This window comes from Arenibacter sp. P308M17, from assembly GCF_003426735.1.
Taxonomy (GTDB): Bacteria; Bacteroidota; Bacteroidia; order Flavobacteriales; family Flavobacteriaceae; genus Arenibacter.
The window spans coordinates 730,706-755,771 of record NZ_QVON01000001.1; the positions used below are offsets into that span (position 1 = coordinate 730,706).

The 25,066-nt window shown below is 41.8% G+C and carries 21 protein-coding genes; 14 read left to right on the forward strand and 7 right to left on the reverse strand.

What is annotated here, in order from left to right:
• Positions 1–37: 37 nt before the first annotated feature.
• The 7 genes from D0S24_RS02910 to D0S24_RS02940 all read left to right on the forward strand — a co-directional run bounded on the left by D0S24_RS02910 (position 38) and on the right by D0S24_RS02940 (position 7,498).
• Entirely contained in the window at positions 38–979 is a 942-nt protein-coding gene (locus D0S24_RS02910; RefSeq protein WP_117018341.1) for an alkaline phosphatase family protein, read from the forward strand.
• A gap of 89 nt (positions 980–1,068) precedes the next feature.
• Entirely contained in the window at positions 1,069–2,295 is a 1,227-nt protein-coding gene (locus D0S24_RS02915) for an FAD-binding oxidoreductase (protein WP_181938014.1), read from the forward strand.
• A 19-nt stretch (positions 2,296–2,314) separates the two neighbouring features.
• A complete protein-coding gene (locus D0S24_RS02920; protein ID WP_117018343.1) occupies positions 2,315–3,319 on the forward strand; it encodes a metallophosphoesterase in 1,005 nt (334 codons plus the stop codon).
• 243 nt (positions 3,320–3,562) lie between these two features.
• Positions 3,563–4,120, forward strand: a complete 558-nt coding sequence (locus D0S24_RS02925) for a helix-turn-helix domain-containing protein (RefSeq protein ID WP_117018344.1) — start codon at positions 3,563–3,565, stop codon at positions 4,118–4,120.
• Positions 4,121–4,691: 571 nt separating this feature from the next.
• Positions 4,692–5,498 carry a pyrroline-5-carboxylate reductase gene (gene proC / locus D0S24_RS02930; protein ID WP_117018345.1) on the forward strand — a complete coding sequence of 269 codons (807 nt, stop codon included), beginning with the start codon at positions 4,692–4,694 and terminating at the stop codon, positions 5,496–5,498.
• 3 nt (positions 5,499–5,501) lie between these two features.
• Positions 5,502–6,272 (forward strand): glutamate 5-kinase, encoded by a 771-nt coding sequence (gene proB, locus D0S24_RS02935; protein WP_117018346.1) that lies wholly within the window; start codon positions 5,502–5,504, stop codon positions 6,270–6,272.
• Between the two features lie 23 nt (positions 6,273–6,295).
• Complete coding sequence (locus D0S24_RS02940; protein ID WP_117018582.1) at positions 6,296–7,498, forward strand: glutamate-5-semialdehyde dehydrogenase; 1,203 nt, start codon at positions 6,296–6,298, stop codon at positions 7,496–7,498.
• Positions 7,499–7,825: 327 nt separating this feature from the next.
• Here D0S24_RS02940 and D0S24_RS02945 read toward each other — a convergent pair whose 3' ends face one another.
• Entirely contained in the window at positions 7,826–10,111 is a 2,286-nt protein-coding gene (locus tag D0S24_RS02945; RefSeq protein WP_117018347.1) for a GH92 family glycosyl hydrolase, read from the reverse strand.
• A 309-nt stretch (positions 10,112–10,420) separates the two neighbouring features.
• Between D0S24_RS02945 and D0S24_RS02950 the strand changes: the two genes are divergently transcribed.
• From D0S24_RS02950 to D0S24_RS02965, 4 genes are all read left to right on the forward strand, one after another.
• Entirely contained in the window at positions 10,421–11,005 is a 585-nt protein-coding gene (locus D0S24_RS02950) for a bifunctional precorrin-2 dehydrogenase/sirohydrochlorin ferrochelatase (protein WP_117018583.1), read from the forward strand.
• 294 nt (positions 11,006–11,299) lie between these two features.
• Positions 11,300–12,784, forward strand: a complete 1,485-nt coding sequence (locus D0S24_RS02955) for a xylulokinase (protein WP_117018348.1) — start codon at positions 11,300–11,302, stop codon at positions 12,782–12,784.
• Between the two features lie 3 nt (positions 12,785–12,787).
• Positions 12,788–14,113, forward strand: coding sequence for a xylose isomerase (xylA, locus tag D0S24_RS02960; protein WP_117018349.1), 1,326 nt, complete (start codon positions 12,788–12,790; stop codon positions 14,111–14,113).
• 259 nt (positions 14,114–14,372) lie between these two features.
• Positions 14,373–15,389, forward strand: coding sequence for a LacI family DNA-binding transcriptional regulator (locus D0S24_RS02965; RefSeq protein ID WP_117018350.1), 1,017 nt, complete (start codon positions 14,373–14,375; stop codon positions 15,387–15,389).
• A 21-nt stretch (positions 15,390–15,410) separates the two neighbouring features.
• Here D0S24_RS02965 and D0S24_RS02970 read toward each other — a convergent pair whose 3' ends face one another.
• On the reverse strand, positions 15,411–16,484 hold the full coding sequence (locus D0S24_RS02970; protein WP_117018351.1) for a phosphotransferase enzyme family protein: 1,074 nt from the start codon (positions 16,482–16,484) through the stop codon (positions 15,411–15,413).
• A 12-nt stretch (positions 16,485–16,496) separates the two neighbouring features.
• Complete coding sequence (locus D0S24_RS02975) at positions 16,497–17,387, reverse strand: sugar phosphate nucleotidyltransferase (RefSeq protein ID WP_251795698.1); 891 nt, start codon at positions 17,385–17,387, stop codon at positions 16,497–16,499.
• Positions 17,388–17,649: 262 nt separating this feature from the next.
• On the opposite strand from D0S24_RS02975, the gene hemN reads away from it, so the two are divergent.
• From hemN to D0S24_RS02990, 3 genes are all read left to right on the forward strand, one after another.
• Positions 17,650–19,011, forward strand: coding sequence for an oxygen-independent coproporphyrinogen III oxidase (gene hemN / locus D0S24_RS02980; RefSeq protein ID WP_117018353.1), 1,362 nt, complete (start codon positions 17,650–17,652; stop codon positions 19,009–19,011).
• A gap of 56 nt (positions 19,012–19,067) precedes the next feature.
• Positions 19,068–19,889 (forward strand): universal stress protein, encoded by an 822-nt coding sequence (locus D0S24_RS02985; protein WP_117018354.1) that lies wholly within the window; start codon positions 19,068–19,070, stop codon positions 19,887–19,889.
• Between the two features lie 152 nt (positions 19,890–20,041).
• Entirely contained in the window at positions 20,042–21,109 is a 1,068-nt protein-coding gene (locus D0S24_RS02990; RefSeq protein ID WP_117018355.1) for an amidohydrolase family protein, read from the forward strand.
• Between the two features lie 196 nt (positions 21,110–21,305).
• Here the strand turns inward: D0S24_RS02990 and D0S24_RS02995 are convergent, their stop codons facing one another.
• The 4 genes from D0S24_RS02995 to ccoG all read right to left on the reverse strand — a co-directional run bounded on the left by D0S24_RS02995 (position 21,306) and on the right by ccoG (position 25,008).
• Positions 21,306–22,172, reverse strand: a complete 867-nt coding sequence (locus D0S24_RS02995) for a PIG-L deacetylase family protein (protein ID WP_117018584.1) — start codon at positions 22,170–22,172, stop codon at positions 21,306–21,308.
• A 151-nt stretch (positions 22,173–22,323) separates the two neighbouring features.
• Positions 22,324–23,025 carry a sulfite exporter TauE/SafE family protein gene (locus D0S24_RS03000; RefSeq protein WP_117018356.1) on the reverse strand — a complete coding sequence of 234 codons (702 nt, stop codon included), beginning with the start codon at positions 23,023–23,025 and terminating at the stop codon, positions 22,324–22,326.
• Positions 23,026–23,062: 37 nt separating this feature from the next.
• Positions 23,063–23,521, reverse strand: a complete 459-nt coding sequence (locus tag D0S24_RS03005; protein WP_117018357.1) for a FixH family protein — start codon at positions 23,519–23,521, stop codon at positions 23,063–23,065.
• A gap of 68 nt (positions 23,522–23,589) precedes the next feature.
• Positions 23,590–25,008 (reverse strand): cytochrome c oxidase accessory protein CcoG, encoded by a 1,419-nt coding sequence (ccoG, locus tag D0S24_RS03010; protein WP_117018358.1) that lies wholly within the window; start codon positions 25,006–25,008, stop codon positions 23,590–23,592.
• Between the last annotated feature and the right edge of the window lie 58 nt (positions 25,009–25,066).

Consider the following 25,066-nt stretch of genomic DNA (forward strand, 5'->3'; position numbering starts at 1 on the left):
AATTGGAAAATAATTTGAACTATTAAAAACAACCATAATGAAAAAACGTTTTTTATTATTAGTATTGACTGGTATAGGTCTGTTCTTGGGCTGTAAGAAAATGCAAGAACCCCCCAAAAAGGAGAAATTGGCAAAAAGGGTTGTTGCCATTGGTCTGGATGGTATTAGCGTTGAGGGGTATTTAAAGGCAAAACATCCCCATTTGGATGCCTTGATGCAAGATGGGGTGTTGTCCTTGACCACCAGGAACGTTATGCCATCCGTCACCTTGCCCAATTGGACTTCCCACCTTACCGGAAGCGGCCCCGAGCAACATGGCGTATTAAGTAATGGCTGGGAATTGGAGAAAATAGTACTACCTGCAATAGATGTTGACGAACAAGGATACTATCCCTCTATCTTCAAAATATTGAAGGAAAACGTCCCAAATGTAAAAACAGCCTTTTATTACAATTGGGCCGAACTCATTAATTCGTTCAATCCACTTTATATGGACGAAGTAAGTTTTGAAGGGGACGATGAATATCAAAAGAACTATGGCAAGGCCCTGGACTTTATTATTAAGAACAGGATGGATCCTACTATGGTTTTTCTTTACTCTGTACATACGGACCATGCTGGCCATAATTACGGTTGGATGTCCCCGGAATATATTACCTCCATTGAAGAGATAGATTCGCATATTGGACAGTTTATTCAAAAACTTAAGGACGAAGATCTATATGATGATACACATTTTATGTTTTTTACGGACCATGGCGGGGTGCCGGAAAAAGGTCACGGGGGTATAACCCCTCAGGAACTGGAAGTACCCTGGGCCATAACAGGACCGGGAATAAGAAAGGGACAAGTGTTAAAAGAACCCAATAATTCAGTGAATACCGCTATGACCATCTCCTACCTCTTTGGTTGTTGGAATGTTCCGCTCTCGTGGACAGGGGAAGTGCCCATGTCCATATTTGAACCGGAGAAGCCTTAGGTAAGCCCTAGTTAAGCAGTGATATTTGTAGATATAATTTGAAATAAAGTGAATATGTTCAGGATAAAAATAGATATAAAATGAAAAGCATGTGGATTGAAAAAGCCGATCTGGTTATTATAGGAGGAGGTATATTTGGGTGCGCCATCGCCTATTACTACAGTAAAAATAATCCGGGAAAACAGGTTGTTCTTTTGGAACGCAATGAGCTGAACAATGCGGCAACCAGTAGAGCGGCGGCCCTTATGACCATGGTACGGTCCAAGCGTTCCTATATTCCACTTACCGTTGAGACCTTTAGGGTTGCAAAGGAAATGGAGGAAGAACTTGGGGAAACCTTGGATTTTAAGACCGTAGGTATGATGCATGTGGCGGCAAGTGAAGCCAAGGTAAAGGATTTGGAGGAGTTACTGGAGATAGCTAAGGAATTTGATCAGGAGGCCTACTATATCAGTAAGGAAGAGGCTAGGGAAAAAGCTCCTTGGCTAAAAGTGGACGAGGCCTTGAAAATTGGGTTTGTTCCCAATGAGGCTTATTGCGATCCCTATATGTTGGGAACTTTTTTTGCAAGATGCGCCAGAAACCGTGGGGCCAAAATGCTACAGGGAGTTGAAGTCTTGAGTGTAATACAGGAAGAGGGTACAGTAAAAGGAGTGGAGACTACGGAAGGTGCGATATTCGCCGAAACCGTTGTGGATGCTGCTGGGGTATGGGCCCCTATTCTGGCCAGGGAAATGGGGGCAGGCCTTCCCATGGCACCGGTGCGAAGTCAATATTGGATTACCGAACGCGCCGATATTTTTCCTACGGATTCCCCTATGGTCCTGTTGCCGGATGCCCAGGCCTATGCCCGTCCGGAAGGGGGCAGCTTGCTTTTTGGGATACGGGAGGGGAAATCACTAGTGGCTTCACCCAAAGAGGTTCCCAATGATATTACGGATTTTGTTTTTAGCGCGGATGAAGGGATGGATGATCTTGTGCAAAATGGGGAGCGATTGGCACGTTTTTTTCCGGCCTTTTATGACATAGGGATCAAGTATTATGTGGCAGGATTTTCAGGCTATACTCCGGATTCCCAATTGGTTTTGGGTGGCGTACCCGGAACCAAAGGTTTTTTGGTGGCCTCCGGATGTTGCGGGGCAGGGATTTCAGTTGCCGGGGGAGTGGGATTGGGCATTGCCGAAATGGCTTCGGGCAGGTCCAATCCCCTCGATTTTTCAGAATTTGAAATTTCGAGGTTCGGAGAATTGGACCCCTTTGGTGAAGAATGGCTCAATAGATGTGCCACTGCCAGATCCAATAAAGTAAGTGGTTAAATAATAAAAATGGACTATTATGGAAATCCCTAAAAAAGGACGACGTAAATTTTTGGCCCACATGGGTTTGGGCATTGCAGCCTTGGGCCTTGGAAATGCAAGGTCTTACGCATTCTTGCCCAAAAATCATATCCCTAAAAGTGAAATGCTCAATATTGGTTTTATAACCGATCTGCACCATGGATATTGCAAGGACGCCATGGAACGTTTGGATGTTTTTATAAAGGAGGCTTCTTCCCGCCAATTGGATTTTATTATCCAGGGGGGCGATTTTTGCCATCCTACTCCGGAAGCACGGGTATGTATAGATCTTTGGAACAGTTATAAGGGAGAGAAGTATCACGTGTTGGGAAACCATGATATGGACAAGGGAAGCAAACAGGATGCCATAGATTTCTTGGGCATGGACAATAATTATTATTCCTTTGATAAAGGGGATTTTCATTTTGTGGTGATGGATGGAAATTATATTCTAAACGATGGGAAATATGAGGATTACGGCCATGCCAATTTTTATATCGATCAGCAACATAGAAGTTTGGTGAACCCGGAACAAATTGAATGGCTGAAGCAAGATCTGGAAAGAACAGATAAACAGACATTAATTTTTTCCCATCAGGCCTTTGATGAAATTTGGAACGGGTGGTCTTCTCCAAGTAGGTTTGCTGTACGGAAAGTAATCGATGATGCCAATAATAGGACAGATTATCAAAAGGTAATTGCCTGCTTTTGTGGTCACCATCATGTAGATGACCACAGTTATATTAACAATGTGCATTATTTCCAAATGAACAGTGCCTCCTATTATTATGTTGGTGACGGATTTGGCTCCGATGGCAGTAGGGCCATGTACAAGGATCCCATTTTTGCCTTTTTAAGCTTGGATCCCTCCGGTCATATTTTAATTGAAGGAAGGCAAAGTCAATTTATGCACCCTACTCCTACAGAGAAAAGGCATCCGGATGCCCCCAGGCTTTCCGCATCCATTAGCGATAGAAAGGTAGGTTTTAAACGGAGAGGGTAGCATAAGGGCAAGGCCTAATTATTGCCTATGGCTTATGCACTCAATGTACTATTGGTTTGAAGGATAATTTTTTATAAAAAAGTGAATCCAATTGAATTTAATTCAGTCGATGACCCCTTTATTAAAGCCACTTCAGATTGCACTGACGTTTTTAGTGTTTTTCTATTAAAATAAATGTCTATTTTTGCTGTAATAACGTCTTTGCGGCCAGTTGTTTGCTAGCAGTGGACCAATAGTAGCTAAATGGATGACATACTTATAAATATAGGGCGACAATTGAAATTGGCCCGTCAAAAAAGGGATTTGACCTTACAGCAAGTAGCGAAAAGGACCGGTGTTAGTGCCGGACTTATTTCTAAAATAGAAAATTTAAGAACCACCCCATCCCTACCTGTACTATTAAAAATAATGCAGACCCTAAGTATAGATCTATCCGAACTGGACCTATCATCCAGTGTTAACGGAGATTATATAGTGATCAAAAACGGAACGGGGACCAGGGAAGATCGGGAGGATTCCATTAATCTGGAATATACCCATTTATTGTCCAGTCCTTCTTCGGATAGCAGTATTAGGGTATATATCGTTAATGTTTCCGCTGGTGCATACCGCAAGCCCATCTCTACCAATGCCAATGAATTGATATATGTTTTGGGGGGTAAGGTAAACTACTTGCTCAAAAAAGATAAGGTACTTTTGGAGAAAGGGGATCTTCTATATTTTGATGGCTCTATTCCCCATGGTGTTTCCAATGAGTTTAATGAGGAGGCCATCATGTTGAAAATATACTTCCTGCATTAAAAATCGAAACAAACAAGGCCTAGGGTTTCATTTCCGTATTACTCCTTAAAGCGAATTTTTTAATCCTTTTCAGATATGCCCCCCTTTGGTCGGAGAATCCACCTTGTCCTCCCGCGGAAAACGCAAGCCAGGCTTAACCAAGGGAAAGAGCTTTTATTTACCTTATTAGGTGATGGCCTGGCATATGTTGGATGTTGGAATTGGGATGAAATGAGATTTTCCTTGAACCTTGAACCTTGAACCTTGAACCTTGAACAAAAATACTGTCCAGTTTCTAGACGCTAGGCCATTCTTCACCTACACAACTTTTGAAATGGATCCTTTTTTGTTATTTGGACACCATTTTGTCAGGTTTTGCGCGGGACACACTTTGGCATAAGGCCAAACCTCTTATTTTCCCCAAAATATCATACCATGCCAATCCCAGTATTGGTAGGGGATAACACAATAGTATAGATTTTATCTATTAAGATTATCTTAACACAGCTAAACTCTATTATTGTAATAGGGGTATTGCATGGTTATTGTGCAATTGGTGTTGTAAATTAAAGTATAAATTTAAAAACAATACATGAAAGTATTAGTAATTGGTGCAGGGAATATGGGATTGACCTATGCGGAATCCATGTCGAAATCAAAACTGTTAAAGAAAAGAAATTTAATGATCTTGGACAGTTCCCAGGAAAAGACCTTGTCCCTAAAAAAGATATTACATTTTGAGGTACATGAAAATTTGGAGGATTGTGTCCCAAAGGCAGATCTAATCTTTGTAGCCGTTAAACCGTTCCATAGCGAGGATTTGTTCAAGAAGATGCGAAACCTGGTCAATGAAGGTCAGATCGTTATTTCAATTATGGCCGGAGTAAATATAAATTCGATGCAGGAACAGTTGGGGCTCCAAAAAATTGTGCGTGCCATGCCAAATTTACCTGCCCAAATCGGGAAAGGGGTAACATCGTATACCGCTTCCAAGGAAGTGTCAAGGATAGAATTACTGACCATAGAAAATTTATTGGATACCACGGGGAAATCCATTCTGGTAAGCTCGGAAAAATTCATTGATGCCTCCACGGGCATTTCCGGCAGCGGCCCGGCCTATGTATTTTATTTTATGCAAAGTATGATGGAGGCGGCATTAAAAATGGGCTTCTCGGGCAATGACAGTAAGATGTTGGTCAGTCATACCTTTGAAGGGGCGGTGGAGTTGTTCAACCAATCCGATCTTTCCCCCAACTCATGGATGGAAAGGGTAGCTTCCAAAGGGGGTACTACAAGGGCGGCATTGGATTCCATGGAAGACAATAATGTAAAGGAGCTTATTAAGGAGGCCGCCTACTCCGCTTTTAATCGCGCTGTAGAATTGGGACAAGATAAATAGGATATGTATAAACAGAGAATAGTTATAAAAGTAGGTACCAATGTAATGACCAATAAGGACAATAGGATCGTAAAACCTATCCTTGATCATTTGGTGCAACAGATAGCAGAATTGTACGAACGCAATATCATGTCGGTTTTGGTCTCTTCGGGATCGGTAATTGCCGGTATGGAAGTCATGGGGGAGAGCCATATTAAGGATAAGGCTACTAGGAGACAAGTGTATTCGGCCATTGGGCAGCCAAGGATGATGCGCCACTATTACAATATATTTCAAGATTATGGGATGAAGTGTGCCCAAGTGTTGGCCACAAAAAGGGATTTTAACCCTGGAAACCATCGTGATAATATGATCAATTGTTATGAAGGTCTTTTGGCTGAAGGCGTAGTGCCCATTGCCAATGAGGATGATGCCGTTTCCTTGACCAATTCCATGTTCTCGGACAACGATGAATTGGCGAGTCTGGTAGCGCAACTTACCAAAGCCGATAAATTGATCATTCTCACAGATACGGACGGTCTCTTTACCGGGCATCCGGATGATAAGGATACGGAAGTGATCAAGAATGTTAGCGTGGACCAGAACGTGGAGAAATATATAAAGACCATACATAAAGGTGAAGCGGAAGGAAGGGGAGGTATGGGCTCCAAGCTTAGTATAGCCAAGCAGACCGCCTCCAAGAATATACCGACCTATATTGCCAATGGTAAAAGAAAGCGGGTTATTCTGGATATTGTGGAAGGAAAGAGCGTGGGTACCAAGATTACGGTATAAGTTGGATGATTAAAAAGGAAGGAATGAAATTACTAAATACACAAATAAAAAATAAGGTATTGCAATCCATGATGCAGATTTTGGATAGCAAAAGAAAGGAAATTATAGTCGCCAATCAGAAAGATCTTGATCTTTTTGATAAGACAGACAGGGCTATGTGCGATAGGCTCATAGTGGATGATTATAAGGTGGACGGAATGATCAACGCTATCAGGGAGGTGCTGCAGCAAGAAGATCCAGTGGGCAAAATAAAATCGGGGCAGGTCCTGGAAAACGGATTGAAAATTGAGAATAAAACAGCACCTTTTGGGACCATAATGATCATTTATGAATCCAGGCCGGATGTGACCATAGAAGCGTCAGTTTTGGCCTTTAAGGCCAACAATAAAATCTTGCTGAAGGGAGGAAAGGAAGCCGTGAACAGTAATGTTGTATTGGAGAAATGTTGGCACTTGGCCCTGGAGGAAAATGGTTTGGATACCCAATGGATCCAACTGCTGCACATGAATAGGGAAGAGACCCAAGCGTTTTTGAGGAATCCTAGTGAGAAGTTGGACCTAATAGTGCCCCGTGGAGGGGAGCGGTTGATCGCCTTTGTAAAGGAACATGCCAAATGCGCGGTACTCGTCAGTGGAAGAGGGAATAATTTCCTTTTTGTGGACAAGGATGCGGATTGGGCACAAAGTTTAGAGATAATCCTAAATGCGAAGACCCAAAAAATTTCTGCCTGTAACGCATTGGATAAAATACTTGTAGATGTTAACATTGATGATTACCCAAACAAATTAAAGGAGCTCAATACTGTTTTAAAAGGTCAAGGAGTTTCTGTTGTAGTGGATGCTAAGGCCGCTGAGGTGTTAACAGAAAATACAATTGTGGAAGACGAGTCTATTTGGCATGAAGAATTCTTATCCATGAAGTGCGTCATTGGATCGGTAGATGATTTGGAAACGGCCGTTCAAAAGATCAACCACTATTCGGGGGGACATTCCGCAACCATTATGACCAAGAATAAGGAGCTGGCCATGGAATTTATGGATCAGGTAGACAGTGCTGCGGTATACCACAATGCCTCCACAAGGTTTACCGATGGCGGACAAATGGGGGTTGGCGCGGAACTGGCCATAAGTACGGACAAACTGCACCATAGGGGCCCCTTGGGGCTGGAGCAGTTGGTAACCAACAAATATTACATTTATGGGGATGGCCAAACAAGGGTGTCCTAAACAATTTTAACCCTATAAGGATTCTCAAATATCGGTGCGACGGCCTTAAGGCAATTTGTTGCTTCTTTAAAGAGCCGTCGCTTTTGATTTGGAGAAGTTTATAAATTTTATAAAACCTACTCTAATAACGTGAGTTTGATTTATTTTTAATTGTTAAAGAGTTGTTTATGATAATTTTGTCCGGTCGAGCGGAGTCGAGACCTCATTGTAAAAGCATTACAGTAAAATAACCTCTCGACTCCGCTCGAGGAGACAATGGCAATTTTTTAATTTGCAAGAAATCAATGTCTTGAAATTATTTTTATGTCGAACTCACGTTAATAGTTCTTATTTTTCATTGGAAAGAGAAAAAGGGAAATCCTCGCTTTTAGTTCCCCTTTTTTTGTTTGGGGTATCCGTCATTTCAAAATCCAAAACAGCCCCTTGCATCAATTCCTGATGGCCCAACCAGTTTTTGGAGTATGTCTTGCCGTTTAAGGTAAGCCCGTTCACATATTTGTTGGTGTTGCTGTTTTTGGGTGCGTTAATGATGATTTCTTTCCCATTTTGAAGTGTGAGCGTTGTTTTTTGGAACAGGGGCCCTCCCAATACATACTGATCCGTCCCTGGGCAGACCGGATAAAACCCCATGGCAGAAAAGACATACCAGGCGGAAGTCTGGCCGTTGTCCTCATCCCCGCAATAGCCGTCCGGTGCCGGAGTGTACATCCTATCCATGGTTTCCCTTACCCAATATTGGGTTTTCCAGGGTTGCCCGGCATAATTGTATAAATAGGGCATATGCTGTATGGGCTGATTGCCATGGGCATACTGACCCATTTTGGCCACTTGCATTTCCCGTATCTCATGGATAACAAAACCGTAATAGCCCTCGTCAAAAACCGGCGGTAATGAAAACACTTCATCCAACTTGGTGGCAAAGGCTTCGGTACCGCCCATTAGGTCTGCCAAGCCCTGGATGTCGTGAAAAACGGACCAGGTGTAATGCCAACTATTGCCCTCGGTAAAGGCATCTCCCCATTTATAGGGATTAAAGGGAGCCATAAATTGGCCGTTCCTGTTCTTTCCACGCATTAATTTGGTCTCTGGGTCGAACAGATTTTTATAGTTTAGGCTTCGTTTTTTATATAGGTCGATTTCCTTTTTAGGTTTGTTCAGGGCTTTTGCCAACTGATAAATCGTGAAATCGTCATAGGCATACTCCAAGGTTCTGGCCGCATTTTCATTGATATCCACATCATAGGGGACATACCCAAGTTTATTGTAATGCTCCACTCCGGCACGTCCTACCGCGGTTAGCGGGCCTGCATTATTGGCGCCATGGATCAAGGCCTCATATAATGTATCAATGTCATAATTTTGGTCTTTCCCATTTTTTAAATAGGCATCAGCTACAACGGAAGCGGAATTGTTGCCTACCATAACGTTTCTTAGGCCGGGACTTCCCCATTCGGGCAACCATCCACTTTCTTTATATGCATTGGCAAGACCTTCCTGTATTTGGGAGTTGAGTTCGGGGTACATCAGGTTGAGAAAAGGGAAAAGTGCCCTAAATGTGTCCCAGAACCCAGTGTCGGTATACATATACCCTGGCAGTACTTGCCCGTTATAAGGACTATAGTGAACTACCTTACCATCTATGTCATATTCAAAAAATTTTCTAGGAAACAACAACGATCTATAGAGACAGGAATAAAAGGTCCTGAATTGGTCCACACTGCCACCTTCTACTTTAATTCTTCCCAGTTCCTTGTTCCAACTAGCCCTTCCTTTTTCCTTAATAGTGTCAAAACCATCGGTACCAAGTTCCTTTAGGTTCAATTCGGCCTGCTCATGGCCAATAAAAGAGGAGGCTACTTTGGCACTCACGACTTCATCGTTTTTTGTTTTGAAGCTGACAATGGCACCGGCATGGTCGGTTTCGATCTCAAGACCGTCCAATAGCTGCTTCCCGCTAAAAGTCTTGGCGGATTCGAAATCCTTATCAAAGACCATCACAAAGTAGTTCTTAAAATTGTCAGGGACACCGCCGCTATTTTTGGTGGTATACCCTATAATTTTACGTTCGTTAGGAATAATTTTCACGTAGGAGCCTTTGTCCAAGGCATCCAATACGACATGTGAATTCTCGTTTTCAGGAAAGGTGAACCTGAACATGGCAGCTCTTTCCGTCGGGGTAATTTCTGTGGTAATATCATGATCGGCCAGATATACACTATAGTAATGCGGCTTTACGATCTCTGATTTGTGCGAAAACCAACTGGCCCTATCGTCTTCCGTGAAGCGCAATTCTCCCGTAAGGGGCATTATGGCAAACTGGCCGTAATCGTTCATCCAAGGGGAAGGCTGGTGGGTCTGTTTAAAGCCCCTTAATTTATCCGCAGCGTAGGTATATGCCCAACCATCTCCCATTTTTCCCGTTTGTGGGGTCCAAAAGTTCATTCCCCATGGCATGGCTATGGCCGGATAGGTATTTCCGTTGGACATGCTGGGCTTGGAATCTGTGCCTACCAAAGGATTAACGTAATCTACAAGTTCCTGCGCACTTGTGTTGTAAGCAAATAAGAGCAATAAGGAAATGGTTAGCTTTTTCAGGTGGATGTAATTGGTCATAATAAAAGTGTTAAAGCAGCATTGTTGCCGGTGGTGCATTTCATTAAGAAACAAACCTATTGGAATTGCTTAATGTGGGTATTGGGTTACAAATATCGAAATTAGCGCTTTTGACCATGACATTAAAAAATATAACTCCATTTTACATCGAATTAACAAAATCAACTAGGTGGATATAAAAATCTATCGAAAATCAAAGAGGGTCAAGCATTTTGTGTGTTATCTTTGAATAGAATATTTTTTGAGCTCTTTTATAAGTGAAAGCGATGGTTGTGCCGACCAGAAAACAAGAATAATACAGAAGTACTTATGGAAAGGAATGAATTATACCCTGTTTTTTTAAAAGTATCCCAACTAAATATCCTAATTATAGGCGGTGGTAACGTTGGTTTGGAGAAACTGACATTTATGCTGAAATCCAGCCCGCACGCCCAAGTAGAGATGGTGGCACCGGAATTTTTGGATGCTACATTGGAACTTGCAGGAAAACATCAGGTAAAAATAAGCAAGGATATCTATAGGAAAAAGTACTTGGACGGGCGGCATATGGTGATTGCCACTACGGATAAGGTGGATGTAAACGAACAGGTGTATCACGATTGCAGGGAAAAGTATATTCTGGTGAACGTGGCGGATAACCCCCCTTTTTGTGATTTTTACATGGGAGGTATCGTCACTAAGGGAAATGTAAAGGTGGCGATCTCTACCAATGGGAAATCGCCTACCACGGCAAAACGCTTACGACAGTTTTTTGAAGACGTAATTCCAGAGAATATAGACGATCTAGTGAAAAATTTAAACGAATTCCGAAAAACCATAAAAGGGGATTTTGAAGAAAAAGTGGAGACCTTGAACGAGTTTACCAAAGGTTTGGTGAACAAAAAAAAGGAATAAATTCTATCAAGGGTATTGGCCCAAATTTGCTGGCCGTCTTTAATGGCCTCTAGTAATTCGCAACTATTTCTACGAAAGCGTTTTCGAAAAGTTTCGTTAGACCACAAAAAAAATTTAATTAATTCATTATTAGTTATTTATGCAGTTTAATAGGGTGTAATTATAGCCTTCGGTTTTTGCTATTAATTATGCCCGGTAGCTCAATTTGCGTATCGTGATATAGATTTTAATATATTTGGTATATTCTTCAAAAATTTTCATATTATAAATTTATTCCATAAAATATTGGGACATATGTATTATTTGGGATTGGATATTGGTAGCTCTTCAATTAAAGTAGCTTTGGTAGAGGTAGATACCGGTAAGAGTGTTGGGGTGGTACAGGAACCCGAAACTGAAATGGAAATGCTCGCCTTAAAAAATGGTTGGGCGGAACAGGATCCCAAGGAATGGTGGGAATATGTTTGCAAGGGCATTAAAAAACTACAACAGAAATACGGGATAGACCGGGATCAGATTAAGGGGGTAGGTATTGCCTATCAGATGCATGGCCTGGTATTGGTGGACAAACAAGGGGAACCGTTACGAAAATCCATTATTTGGTGCGATAGTCGCGCTGTGGAAATTGGGCGGAAAGCTTATGCTGACCTTGGAGAGGATATCTGTAAGGCCCATTTATTAAATTCCCCGGCCAACTTTACGGCTTCCAAATTAAAATGGGTAAAGGAGAACGAACCAGAGATTTATGGGGCGGCGGACAAGCTCATGCTACCGGGAGATTATATTGCCTTTCGTTTTTCCAATGTGATCAATACTACTATTTCCGGATTATCGGAAGGTATCCTTTGGAATTTTAAACAAGATTCGGTGGCCCATCTGCTTATGGAGCATTATGGTATTCCCAAGTCCTTTATTCCGGATATTGTAGATACTTTTGGACTTCAATCCAAAGTGGATGCCAAAGGGGCGCAAGAAAGTGGTTTGGCAGTAGGCACCCCCATACTGTACAGGGCGGGAGACCAACCCAATAATGCCTTGGCCCTTAACGTGTTCAATCCGGGAGAAGTTGCTGCCACCGGAGGTACCTCTGGGGTGGTCTATGCGGTTACGGATAGTCTATCCGGGAAGGAAAGCACTAGGGTAAACAATTTTGCCCACGTCAACTACAGCAAAGAGCATCCAAGGGTAGGTAAATTGTTGAATATCAATGGCGCCGGGATTCAGTACCGCTGGCTTTTAAATAATCTGGATGTGGAATCCTATGAAGAAATGAATTCCTTGGCTTCGGAAATTCCAGTGGGTTCGGACGGGGTATGTCTTATTCCGTTTGGAAATGGGGCAGAGCGGATGCTGAACAATCAGGATATAGGGACTAGGATGGTCAACATCAACCTTAACAACCATACCAAGGCCCATATCTGTAGGGCAGCTTTGGAAGGGATAGCCTTTTCCTTTGTCTATGGCATGGAAATCCTTAAATCGGACGGCATATCCATTGGGGTAATGCGGGCCGGGAACGATAATTTATTTCGGGCCGAAATCTTTTCCAATACCCTATCCACCTTAGTGTCACAGGACATTGAAATTTATAATACTACCGGGGCAATTGGTGCGGCCAGGGCAGTTGGAATATTTGAAGGGGGTTTTGAGAAGTTTGGAACCTATATTACCAATAACGACCACGTAAAGACTTTTAAGCCTTTGAGTAATAAAAGCGCTTATCAAAGGGCCTATGAAAATTGGAAAAAAGAATTGGAACTAATCATTAAAAATAAATAAAAGATGGCAATAATTGGAAACAAGGAATACTTTAAGGGAATAGGGGATATTAAATTTGAGGGCAAGGAATCTGATAATCCTTTTGCCTTCAAATATTACAATCCGGACCAAGTGGTTGCCGGGAAGACGATGCGCGAGCATTTTAAGTTCGCAATAGCGTATTGGCATACCTTCTGTGGGCAGGGAGCGGATCCGTTCGGTCCCGGCACCCAGAATTTTGCTTGGGACCAATCTACGGACCCAGTGCAGGCAGCCAAGGACAAGGCAGATGCTGCTTTTGAATTTATCAGTAAAATGGGATTTGATTATTTTTGTTTCCATGATTTTGATCTTATACAGGAAGGGGCCACTTTTGCGGAATCGGAGAAACGGTTGTCTATAATAACCGATTATTTGAAAAAGAAAAAGACCGATTCCGGAATTAAATTATTGTGGGGAACGGCCAATTGTTTCTCCAATCCACGTTATATGAACGGTGCCGCTACCAACCCGGATTTTAATGTAGTGGCAAGGGCAGGAGGGCAGATAAAATTGGCCTTGGATACTACCATTGCCCTTGGCGGCGAAAATTATGTTTTCTGGGGAGGTAGGGAAGGTTATATGTCCCTTTTAAATACCGATATGGGACGCGAATTGGACCATATGGCCCAATTCTTGGGGATGGCCCGGGATTATGCCAGGGCGCAGGGTTTTAAAGGAACTTTTTTTATAGAGCCCAAGCCTATGGAACCTTCCAAACATCAATACGATTTTGATACGGCAACGGCCATAGGTTTCCTTCGTGAATATGGACTGGAGAAAGATTTTAAAATAAATATTGAGGTGAACCACGCCACTTTGGCCCAGCATACTTTTCAGCACGAATTGGCGGTAGCGGCCAAAGCGGGAATGTTGGGGAGTATTGATGCCAATAGGGGGGATTACCAAAATGGATGGGATACCGACCAGTTCCCGAACAATATCCAAGAAACTACCGAGGCCATGCTGGTATTCCTTAAAGCAGGGGGACTACAAGGTGGTGGGGTAAACTTTGACGCCAAAATAAGAAGGAATTCTACTGATTTGGATGATGTTTTCCATGCCCATATCGGGGGAGCCGATACCTTTGCCCGGGCCTTGCTTACTGCAGATAGGATCATTTCTTCCTCTGCCTATGAAAAGATGCTTTCGGAAAGATATAGTTCTTTCGATTCGGGAAAAGGGAAGGACTTTGAGAATGGTAAACTGAATCTGGAGGCCTTATATAAAATAGCACAAGAAAACGGGGAGTTAAAATTACAGAGCGGGAAACAGGAGCTTTTCGAGAACATCATTAATCAATATATTTAGGATTTTTTCCACTGACCAGCTTTTTTAGCTAAATCGTGGTTGTTCTAATTTAGATATTAGAAGCCGATTTTTATGGAAAAGTAAATATTTGTAATATTAGGCCTTCTCCCTTTGACCAAAGGGAGGAGGCTTCGCCTAAGCGAAGACGGAGGGATTGGGATCAATAGCCTATATTATACTGTGCATGAATTTTCGGGGTTTAATCTCCCTTTCCCGCCACTCCTCTTTAAAAGAGAGGAGAGCTTTTTAAGGATTGAAAATGAAAAAAATAACCCTAAAGGAGATTGCCCAATATTTTGATGTTTCCATTTCAACGGTTTCCAAGGCTATTAACGACAGCCATGAAATTAGTGATGGTCTAAAGGCCAAAATCCAACAGTTTGCCAAGGATAATAAATACAGGCCAAACAAGGTGGCCCTTAGTTTATTGCAGCGGAAGACCAAGACCATAGGGGTCGTGGTACCCAATATTCTCAATTATTTTTTTACTCAGGTATTTTCAGGGATTGAAAAGGTAGCTAACGAACACGGGTATATTTTACTTAGCTGTATTAGCGATGAATCCTATGAAAAGGAAGTTGCAACACTTGAATTTCTGGGCGGCGGCACTGTTGACGGATTAATCGTGTCCATGGCGGAAGAAACACAGTTTAAGAACAAACTGGAGCATTTTCAAAATTTTTTGGACGAACAAATTCCCTTGGTAATGTTCGATAGGGTTTCGGATGGTATCCTGTGTGATAAGGTGGTGGTGGATGATTTTGAGGCAGGCTATAAAACCACGAAATATTTTTTAAATATCGGTTGCAGGACGGTTGCCCTCGTTACCACTATTGATCATTCCAGTGTAGGTAAATTGAGGGTGGAAGGATATAGGAAAGCATTGGAAGAGGCAGGTATTCCCTTTGATGATAAATTGATATTGAGGGTAGGCAAGGAGGACGATTTGGAAGTTCTAGTGACTTTTCTGTTGAATTATAAGTCTATTGACGGTATTATGGCCTTGGATGAAATTACGGCGGTAGAGGTCTTGAGGTTGATCAAGGCCAGAGGGTATAGGGTGCCGGAAGATATTTCCGTTATAGGGTTTACCAATGGCAAATTATCGCGCTACGTGAGTCCCGCACTTACAGCTGTAAGTCAGCACGGTACTTTTATAGGGGAAACGGCCGCCAAGGTCCTAATTGAAAGAATAGAGAGCAAGGTATATATGGATTGTACCACCAAGGTAATTAAAACCAGTCTTATCGTTAGGGATTCCACGAAGAGGCTTTAAACATTGCCATCACACAAAAAATTAAACTTTAGGGGTTAGTCCTTTATTTACGACTTGGGTCATATAACCTATTTCTTGAAGTGCTTTGTTGGTGAAATCGAACAAGCTTCGGCAACGGTCCAAATTCTGGTTTTCGTATGATACCTTGTAATAGATATTGTTGTTCAAATAGTCTGTTAGGGCCCTTAGACCATGAATAAAGGGCATAAATACAGCTCCCCAGGGCAGAAGGTCTATTTCTTCCTTATACAAAAAGGGGCCGTTACTCTCCAGGCCTTTTATAAAGGCTTCGAACAAGGGTCTTTCAAAAGTAATCTTCCTGTGATCCTGTTCGTCTTCGGTAGCAGTATTGGCAACAGTCCTTATGGCATCCCCAAAATCAAAGTAAAAATACCCTTTCATAATGGTATCCAGGTCTATAAGGCAAAGGGCTTTGTTATTCTCTTTGGAGAAAAGGATATTGTTTAGTTTGGTGTCATTGTGGCAGACCCGTAACGGCAACTTGGAATTGTCCAAAATTTTCAATTTCTCCAAGGTTTCTTTGGCAAAACTTATTGCCTGTTTGGCCGTTTGCAATTTTGTTACACTAGCGGATAGAATGGATTCCTCAAATTGATTTTCCCTTAACTGGAGATTATGGAATTGTGGAATGGTATCCACGTAGTGGTCCAAAGGAGCTTCCGCCAGAAGTTGGTGGAATTTACCGACCACCTTCCCGGCTTGGAAGGCAATGTCCGTATTGGTGGCATTGTCATATGCAGTGGTGTTGTTGATATACGTCATTAACCTCCAATAGCCCGTTTTTTCATCCTTAAAATAGGAATTGCCCGATTCCGTTTTTAGGAGTTGTATAGCGGTATAATCCAGGTCTGCCAAATGTTGAAAAGCATTTGCTATATTGTCCATTAGGCCATGTATATCCTTAAAGACATTATGGTTTACCCTTTGAAGAATATACATTGGGCAATGGTTGTCCAAGACCAAATATGTATCATTGATATAGCCCTGGTTTATTCCTTGGAACCCATAGGTTTTCCTATCTATAGCGAAGTTTTTCAACAGCTCGTTGAGCTCAACATTTTTATTTGCCATCATGGATCAACAAGTCTAAATATTGCCCCAAATAGGAGAGGGATACCCATTATTGTCCGTCATACGCTGTAATTCCGAGACTGCCACATCCTTATCGCTGGCGTAGGTTACCCCGAACCATTGGCTTTCAGAAGGAATTACATCCACATCTATCAGATTTTTAGCAATCATTTCCTTTATGGCGAAAGGTAGATATATTTCCCCTTTGGCGTGATTCTCCTTATTTCCAATAAAGTCCTTGAGGTATTGGGTAATAAATGGAAATATGGAAGGTTGACAGACCCAGAAGTTCATGCTGACCAATTCTTCCCCTGTAAATTTAGCGCCCGAATCCGTATCAATGATAACATTATCCAAGGCCTCTATTTTGGTATGCTCATGTATTGAGGTCAATTTGCCTCCGTCCGATTTACATACTCCCCTGGACACCGATCCATGTTCGGAAAGGGTGTTTTTTAAGATATAGGCAATAAGGCCAAATGTTTCTTTGTTATTGTTGTTCCCTATAAAGTGGGCGGCGCTTTCAAAAGCATTTTTACCGTAGTAGTCATCCGCATTAATGATGGCGAATGGTCTATCGATTACATTTCTTGCGGTCCATACTGCATGAGCCGTACCCCATGGTTTTGCCCTTTCCCCGGTAAAGGTTACTCCCTCTGGAAGATCGTTTACTTCCTGGGCCAAAACATCCAGTTTAATATTTTTTGGCAATCTGCTGGATAAGTGCTCTTTTAAAAAGTCTACATTTTCCTTTTTTGTAATGGCAACTATGTGGTCAAAACCATTTTTCAGGGCGTCATAAATACTGAATTCCATTAGGAACTCGTCTTTCGGGCCCAGGTCATCAAATTGTTTAAGCTTGCCATATCGGCTACCACTTCCGGCCGCCATTAAAAGTAATGTCATAATTGGTTATTTTTAAGTTTACAAAAATATAGTTTTTATCATAAAGGGGCTCCTAGAACGGATTATTTAAAAAATTAGTTTCCAATTGTACTGTATTTAACGATTATTTAAATTAAATGAGCGGGAAAATAATTATTTCGGGAATTATACCGTTCGGCATGGTCGACATTATTTTTCCGTACGATTAGGAAACCTGATAAGTGTCATATTTTTATAGTTCGCCCCAAGGTATTTTTGTGGCTATTACATACAACAATGGCATATGACCAATTTAGTTCAAAAATATAATATTCCCGGTCCCAGATATACCAGTTATCCCACGGTTCCCTATTGGGATTTGGACACTTTTTCCGGCCATCAATGGCGAAATACCTTAATCAAAAAATTTAATGAAAGTAACGGAGAGGAAGGGATAAGCCTTTACATTCACCTGCCTTTTTGCGAAAGCCTCTGTACTTTTTGCGGGTGTCATAAAAGAATCACCAAACGGCATGAAGTGGAAAACCCTTATATCAGTAATGTCTTAAAGGAGTGGAAACTTTATTGTGAATTGTTTGAAACAAAACCAAGAATAAAGGAGCTTCATTTGGGAGGTGGTACCCCTACCTTCTTCTCACCTGAAAATTTAACACGCCTTGTCAATGGTATTTTTGCCTCTGCTACCCGTACGGAGAATTATGAATTTAGTTTTGAAGGACATCCCAATAATACCACCAAAGAACATCTAAAAGCCCTTTACGATGTTGGGTTTAGAAGGGTAAGTTATGGGGTTCAGGATTATAACAGGGAGGTTCAGCTTGCCATTCATAGGTTGCAACCTTTTGAAAATGTAAGGAATGTTACCCAATGGGCCAGGGAAATAGGGTATACTTCGGTAGGCCATGATATTATTTTTGGTTTGCCCTTCCAAACGAAGGAAGATATTGCCGAGACTATTTTAAAGACGAAAGCGCTAATGCCAGATCGATTGGCATTTTATAGTTACGCACACGTTCCCTGGTTAAAAGGAAATGGACAAAGAGGGTACAAGGATTCCGATTTGCCTACGGCCGGGGAGAAACGGGAGCAGTACGCTATGGGCAAGGCACTCTTGGCCGAGGCGGGCTATTCGGAAATAGGAATGGATCATTTTTCGCTAAGGAAGGATTCGCTTTTCAAGGCTATGGAGAAGGGAACCTTACATAGGAATTTTATGGGCTATACAGCCTCCAAGACCAAGGTAATGATTGGTTTGGGGATTTCCAGTATCAGTGATAGTTGGGATAGCTTTGCACAAAATGTAAAAGGTCTGGAAGAGTATGGCCATTTGGTGGAAAACAATATTTTACCTATTTATAGAGGTCACATTTTAACCGATGAAGATAGGGTTATTCGCAGGCATATCTTAAATTTAATGTGTAAATTTAGGACTGGTTGGGACCATCACAACGAAAGGTTCAATGGGTTGGAGGTGGTCAGGGACAAACTAAAGGAGATGGCTTTGGATGGTTTGGTGGAAATGGCTTCCAATGGTATTTACGTTACCGAAAAAGGAAGGCCTTTTGTACGCAATGTATGTATGGCTTTTGATCTGTTCCTGCATCGCAAGGCTCCGGGAACTAGATTGTTTTCTATGACTGTTTAATGGGCCCCTGGCTATTTTTAATCTCTTGATAAACTAATCATTAAAAAAAATATGTTATGAAAAAAATTATTGTGCCCGTCGATTTTTCGGAACAATCCGAAAAAGCCCTTAAAACAGCGGCTTCCATTGCTACAAAATACGGATCCGAAATTTTTGTCCTACATATGCTGGAATTGTCGGAAGCGCTTGTCTCCGCCAATGAACAGGCACATTATGAGCAGGCCGTCTTCCTCATAAAATTGGCAGAAAAAAGATTTGAAGCATTTTTGGAAAAGCCCTACTTAAAAGGAATAAAAGTTACCCCAATCGTTAAACATCATAAGGTGTTTAGCGAAGTGAATGCCATTGCGGATAAACATGGCGCAGATCTAATTGTGATGGGGTCGCATGGTACGGACGGTCTAATGGAAATATTTGTAGGTTCCAATGCCGAGAAAATGGTGAGGAATTCCAATATTCCAGTACTGGTCATAAAAGATTATATAGAGGGTTTTGAGGTAAAGAGATTTGTCTTTGCCTGCGATTTTGAAGAGGAAAACCTGGAAGCCTTCCAAAGGGCCAAGAAATTGGCGGATAAGCTTAGCGCTGAATTGATTTTGGTAAATATTAATACTCCAGGGGATAATTTTCTGAGCACTAAGGATGCCTTTAAGAAAATTAATAAGTTCCTACATTTGGCCAAAGTAAGTTTGGAAGTGGAGATTTATAATGACTATAGTGTAGAGCGGGGAATATTGGCTTTCAGTGAAAGTAGGAATGCCGACCTTATAGGATTGCCCACCCATGGTAGGAAGGGGCTGTCCCACTTTCTAATGGGGAGTATTGGGGAAGATGTTACCAATCATTCCAAAATACCCGTTATCACTTTTAAAATTTAGCGGACTTTCTGGTCAATACGTCCAAGAATTCAATCTGGCCTTCAGTATGAATGGCCATGATTGGAAAAACTCCCTTAATCGGTAGTTTAAATTAGTATATTTGGGAAACATGGGATAACCATTGCTCACGGACCAATTTACCTAAACCTCGTATGAAAATTTACTACATCTTTATTATTTTACTGGTTTTTGTTTCCAACTCGGTAAAGGCGCAAGAAGATATCCTACTTAAGGACTACGAGCCAATATCCATATATAACACGCCTAGGACCAAGATATCCAAAGCCAAATTTCCCTTAGTGGATTTTCATTCCCATCCCTATCCAAAGTCGGAACGGGAAATTGACGAATGGGTGAGGACAATGGACGAGGCCGGGGTAGCAAAATCTATTATTCTTACTTATCAGACCGGGAAGCCCTTTGATAGTATTGTGAACCTTTATTCCAAATATGGGGACCGTTTTGAACTATGGTGCGGTTTCGATTTTACAGGCTATAATGAAAAAGGTTGGAGTAAAAAAGCAGTAACGGAATTGGAAAGATGTTATAAGATGGGTGCCAAGGGAGTGGGCGAATTGGGCGATAAGGGCTTCGGTTTTTTTTACTCCAGGCCAACCCCTGCAAAAGGGATGCATGCAGATGATGCACGTATGAGACCCTTATGGGAAAAATGTGCGGAATTGGGTATGCCCGTAAGTATACACGTAGCAGATCCCATGTGGATGTACGAACCCATGGATGTGCATAATGATGGGCTGATGAATGCTTACAAATGGAGAATAGATATTAGCCAGGGTGGGCGGTTAACACATGCGGAATTGATTACTACCTTGGAAAATGCGGTCAGGGAAAATCCAAAGACCACTTTTATTGCCTGTCACTTTGCCAATTGTAGTTATGATCTGGATATTATTGGGAGTCTTTTGGGCAAATATGACAATATGTACGCCGATATTTCTGCCAGATATGCGGAAACGGCGGCAGTTCCCCGATATACGAAACAATTCTATGAAAAGTATCAGGATAAATTGGTCTATGGGACCGATATGGGTACCGATCCGGAAATGTACCAACTAACATTTCGTATTCTTGAAAGCGAGGACGAACATTTTTATGACAGGAATATTTCTTCCTATCATTGGTCCTTCAACGGTTTGGGCCTCAGCGATGAGGTTTTGAAGAAAGTATATAGCGAAAATGCCAAGAAAATCCTGGATTAGGCAATTTTGCTTGGTACATGACAAAAATCATTTCCGCAAGATTTTCCTCGATTTTTGACCCCGACCCTAAAGGGAGGAATCAAGGAAAATCAGGCTCCCTTTAGGGCTTGGGGTCAAACAGATTTTCCGAGAAACCTTGTTAAGACGATTTTTTGTTATGTACTAAAATAATTTTGTTATTAGTCCTGCAGGGGAGTTATCTTTGGAGCATGGGGAAGATAATCTTGATTTCTTCATCAGTGGGCTGCTTGCCGTACTCGCATATTTCAAAACCCTCAATATGTTTGGCTCCGGATGCCTTGGGCCCATACCATTTTTCAGCACATTTAAGGAGTGCCTCCCTTGGAGGTTGTGATCGCCAAGTGGCCAGCATTTTCAATCTGCCCTCCTCATCCTTGGGTACTTTGTCCAAATTCCCTGAGGTCCAGGGGAGCCATTCAAAGAATTGGGATTTGTGTGCCGACATGGCATATATTTTTTGATCGAAAACGGGATCGATGATTACGGCAATATCCGGTTCGAACGGGCTGGGTTTTTGAAAACTATCTTCCGAGTACAGAAATACCGGATTTTTTTGGAGCGGGGGTACTTCCGGAGCCACATTGGGCACTATTACCATATAGGCGGCGTCCTGTACCAAAACTCCTGTATACCTGTGGTCCGGGTGATAATCATTGGGCCTGGGGGCAATGACCACATCGGCGTTCCATTTACGGATTTCGCGTATCACCTTAAGTCTATTTTCCAAAGTAGGCATCAATTCCCCATCATGGTTGTCCAAAACGCTGTAGGCTACCCCAAATCTTTTGCCCGCTTCCTCGGCCTCCGCAATCCTTATTTTGGCAAGCTCCCCTCCGCCCATGGCATAATGGCCTGCATCTCCATTGGTCAAGGAAACAAATTTTACATTATGCCCCATCTTGGCCAGTAAAATGGCCGTACCCCCAGTGTCGATATCGCAATCATCGGGATGCGCACCAAAAACGATGACGTTTATTTTTTCGTTCTGGGAAAATAAAGGAGTCCATAAAATGAGATAGGCCAGCAATATGATTTTCTTCATTATAGTATGTTTGTAGTTGGATGAATATACAGCATGAAATTGGTTGACAGGGAATGCTTGCGAAAGCGGAATCCCAATGTACTTGAAATTTACATTATTTTTGGACACGCCACAAGTTAGAGAAGATAACGGAAATAAAAACAAGGAAAAATTAATGGCACTCCAGGGTACTGTCCACGACCTCCAGGACAGGTTCGGGAGAAATATAGGGAATGCCAAGTCCCATTCCCCTTAATATAAAGAGCAGTCCAACCAGGATTACGAAGACCGGGATCAATCGCTGCACCGATTTTTTTGTTACGCCTTTAAGCATACTTCCAAAGTAGACGGCCGTGGTCATTAATGGTACGGTACCTAGTCCAAATAATGCCATGAACAATGCACCAAGCCAGGGGTTGGCAGTGGCAATACTGCCAAATAGGGCCATATAGACCAATCCACAGGGCAGTAGTCCGTTCAGGAATCCAATGGTGAGAAAGGTATCCGGACTTTTTCGCTGTAATTCCTTGCCAAGTTGGCTTTTTATTTTGGTCAAAAAGGAATAAATGGGTTTGGAGAAATTATATTTGCCAAAAGTCTTATAAGGCATAAGGATGATGAGGATCATCAGGACTCCTATGATAATGGAAAGTCTTTGCTGTAGGCCAAATACATAAAGGCCCTTGCCCAAAAATCCAAATATGAGCCCAATAAGTGCGTAGGAAGTAATCCTTCCCAGATGGTAAAGAAAGACCTGAAATAATTTTTTGGCCGGTTTGTTATGGTCTACCGGGAGCATAAAGGCAATAGGGCCGCACATGCCAACACAGTGAAAGCTTCCCATGATACCCAAGATTACGGCAGATAACAACATAGTTTAAATTTATGGACCTTTGAAGTGTACACCCTCCTTATTTATTTTGATGATAGCTTATTTTTTTCTTGTATAAATAAGCCTCGTCCTGGTATTTCCAAGATACTTTAATGTCCCAACGACCATCTAATAAACGATTGTTGGGTATGAGCAAATAGTCTTGGGATAAACTTATGGGCATTTCAAAATCTAGGTGCTTGTTGGATGGCCTGTACAGGGACACTGTACCTTTAATGTCTTCTGAATTCAAGGTATTTGGGAAAATTAATTTTACACCTTCACCGGTGGTTTCCAATTTAAGTTCCACTTCCTTTCTACGGGCATTATTCTCCGCATCGATTTCATTTTGATATCCCAATTCCGCCCTGTAGTAGTTTTCCGTTACCAAATCGTGATTGGCCTTATTGTCCATGCTCATCCGCACAACAAAAAACAATATAAAACTTATAAACGCTATAAAGGCGAGTACAATTCCTGTTCCCCAATTAATTTTCATGTCTTTTCCAATTTTTTTCAATTCCCAATGTACTGGAATCTTTAGTTGTTAATCCTATATATTTTAATCTATTTATAGCTTCTAGGGCCTAAAAATCTGGCGGTGGCCGTTTCTATCAACTTATCCCCACTATAGACGCCGATATTCAATTTGTTCTTGTCGCCTTTCAAAGCCGAATTGTTGATCTCTACAAATAGGGTGCCTTCCGCCAGGCCTTGCGCCGGTACCGCAAAAAGTTCATGTCTCACCAGCTTAACGGTCCCTTTGTGGGATAAAAGCCTAAAGCTTATGTCCGGTATATCCTTGGTGGTTTTGTTTATCAGTTTATAGGTATAGACGTTGCTAATGATATTGCCTTCCTTGTGTTCGTAGAGTTGCCCTGGAAGTCTAAGGATGTTGGCCTCTACTTCATTTCTTAAAAACAGCATTCCAATTAAAATTCCGGTAAGAATTACCAGAACAGCGGTGTATCCTTTTAGTCGGGGTGTAAACTTGAACTTGGACTTTTTTTCAATATTGTCCTCACTGGCATATCGGATAAGACCCTTGGGAAGGTTTACCTTTTCCATTATGGCATCGCATTCATCTATGCAGGCCGTACAGTTGACACATTCCAATTGGGTTCCGTTTCTAATATCTATGCCGGTAGGGCATACATTTACACATTGAAAACAATCAATACAGTCGCCATGTCCCAAGGCGTCCCTGTTCTCTCCTTTTCTGAACTTTTTTCTGCCGTTTTCTGCCTCCCCCCTTTTATGGTCATAGGCCACAACAATGGACTTATTGTCCAGAAGTACGCCTTGCATCCTGCCATAAGGGCAAGCTATGATACATACTTGTTCCCTAAACCATGCAAATACAAAATAAAATACCCCCGTAAATATTAAAAGGGATACCAGTGTGCTGATGTGCTGAAAGGGGCCATCGGTGATATATTCCATCAATCGGTCGCTGCCTATTAAATAGGCCAAGAATACATTGGCTATTAAAAAGGATATAATGAAAAAAATAATCAGTTTAAGGGCTCGTTTTCTAATTTTCTCTGCATTCCAGGGCTGCTTGGCAAGGCGTATTTGGGCGCCACGGTCACCATCTATCCAAAATTCGATCCTTCGGAATACCATTTCCATGAAGATCGTTTGTGGACACATCCAGCCACAAAAAATACGGCCGAAAGCAACGGTAAATAAGGCTATGAAAATAACGCCGATAATCATCGATATTACAAAGAGATGAAAATCCTGTGGCCAAAAGGGAAATCCAAAAATGTTGAAACGCCTTTCCAACACATTGAACATTAGGAACTGGTTGCCGTTTACTTTTACAAAGGGAGCTAGAAAGAGAAATACCAACAGCACATAACTTACATACTTGCGATATTCATAAAACCTGCCACTAGGTTTTTTTGGATATATCCATGCCCTTTTCCCCTCCTCATTGATTGTTCCTATGGAATCCCTAAAATTGTCCTGGTCCTGTACCATTTCTTTGTTCTACTTTGTTGGAAATATGGGTAGGTCTTAAAATGTGCCTATTGCGTTA